The 1,152-nt window shown below is 70.5% G+C and carries 1 protein-coding gene and 1 pseudogene; one reads left to right on the top strand and one right to left on the bottom strand.

Annotation, left to right across the window (positions count from 1 at the left end; translation table 11 throughout):
* Positions 1–21: 21 nt before the first annotated feature.
* Positions 22–954 (top strand): prolyl aminopeptidase, encoded by a 933-nt coding sequence (gene pip / locus OEY_RS0113080; RefSeq protein WP_029540027.1) that lies wholly within the window; start codon positions 22–24, stop codon positions 952–954.
* 3 nt (positions 955–957) lie between these two features.
* Here pip and OEY_RS0113075 read toward each other — a convergent pair.
* Positions 958–1,152 (bottom strand): annotated as a pseudogene (locus OEY_RS0113075) (CHAP domain-containing protein); the annotation flags it as partial.

Below are 1,152 nucleotides of genomic sequence, written 5' to 3'. Positions count from 1 at the left end.
CCCCCCCCCCCCCCCCCGCCGATCGAGCCGCACGAGCAGGGCATGCTCGATGTCGGTGACGGCCAGCGCGTCTATTGGGAGGTCAGCGGCAATCCGGCCGGCAAGCCGGTGGTGTTCCTGCACGGCGGCCCCGGCGGCGGCACCGTCCCCGCACACCGCCGGTTCTTCGATCCGGAGGCGTACCGGATCGTGCTGTTCGATCAGCGCGGCTGCGGCCGGTCGGTCCCGCACGTCGCCGACGGCGCCGATCTGTCCGCCAACACCACCGAGTACCTGCTCGCCGACATCGAAGCCTTGCGGCGGCGGCTGGGGATCGGCCGTTGGCAGGTGTTCGGTGGCTCGTGGGGGTCGACACTGGCGCTGGCGTATGCGCAACGGCATCCGCACCGGGTCACCGAGCTGGTGCTGCGCGGCATCTTCCTGCTGCGCAGCAGCGAGATCGACTGGTACTACAACGGTGGTGCCGGACAGCTCTTCCCCGAACTGTGGGAGCGCTTCCTGGAACCGCTGACCGGCGCGCCGGAGGGCGAGCATCCGGTCGACACGTACCACCGGCTGCTGCATTCGCCCGACCCCGACGTCGCGCTGCGAGCCGCCGTGGCGTGGTCGACGTGGGAGGGTGCGACCAGCGCCTTGCTGCCCGCACCGGAACGGGTGGCGGAGACATCGGACCCGCGTTTCGCGCTGGCGTTCGCCCGCATCGAGAACCACTACTTCCGCCACCGCGGTTTCCTCGAGGAAGGGCAGCTACTGCGCGACGCCGGGCGGCTGCACGCCGTTCCCGGGGTGATCGTGCAGGGCCGCTACGACGTGGTGTGCCCCGCGACGAGCGCGTGGGAACTGCACAAGGCATGGCCCGGCTCGGACTTCGTCGTCGTCGACGACGCCGGGCACGCCGCGAACGAACCCGGCATCACCCATCACCTGCTCGAGGCGACCGACCGCTTCCGCTGAACCTCATTCGAGGCGCCCGAACCCGACCACCGCCGAGTCGGAGGTGACGTCGACGGTGTGCACGCGGATACGGCCGAGTTCGTTTCCGCCGACGGTCGTCGCGGTGTCGCCGTCGACCGCGACGACGATGTTGGTGTGCTGGCCGACCCACAGCTCGTTCTCGTACAGCACCACATCACCCACCACCGGCCGGTAGCC

The organism is Rhodococcus sp. P14 (genome assembly GCF_000256505.1).
GTDB classification, from domain to species: domain Bacteria; phylum Actinomycetota; class Actinomycetes; order Mycobacteriales; family Mycobacteriaceae; genus Rhodococcus; species Rhodococcus ruber.
This window is presented reverse-complemented; position numbering and strand designations above follow the sequence as displayed.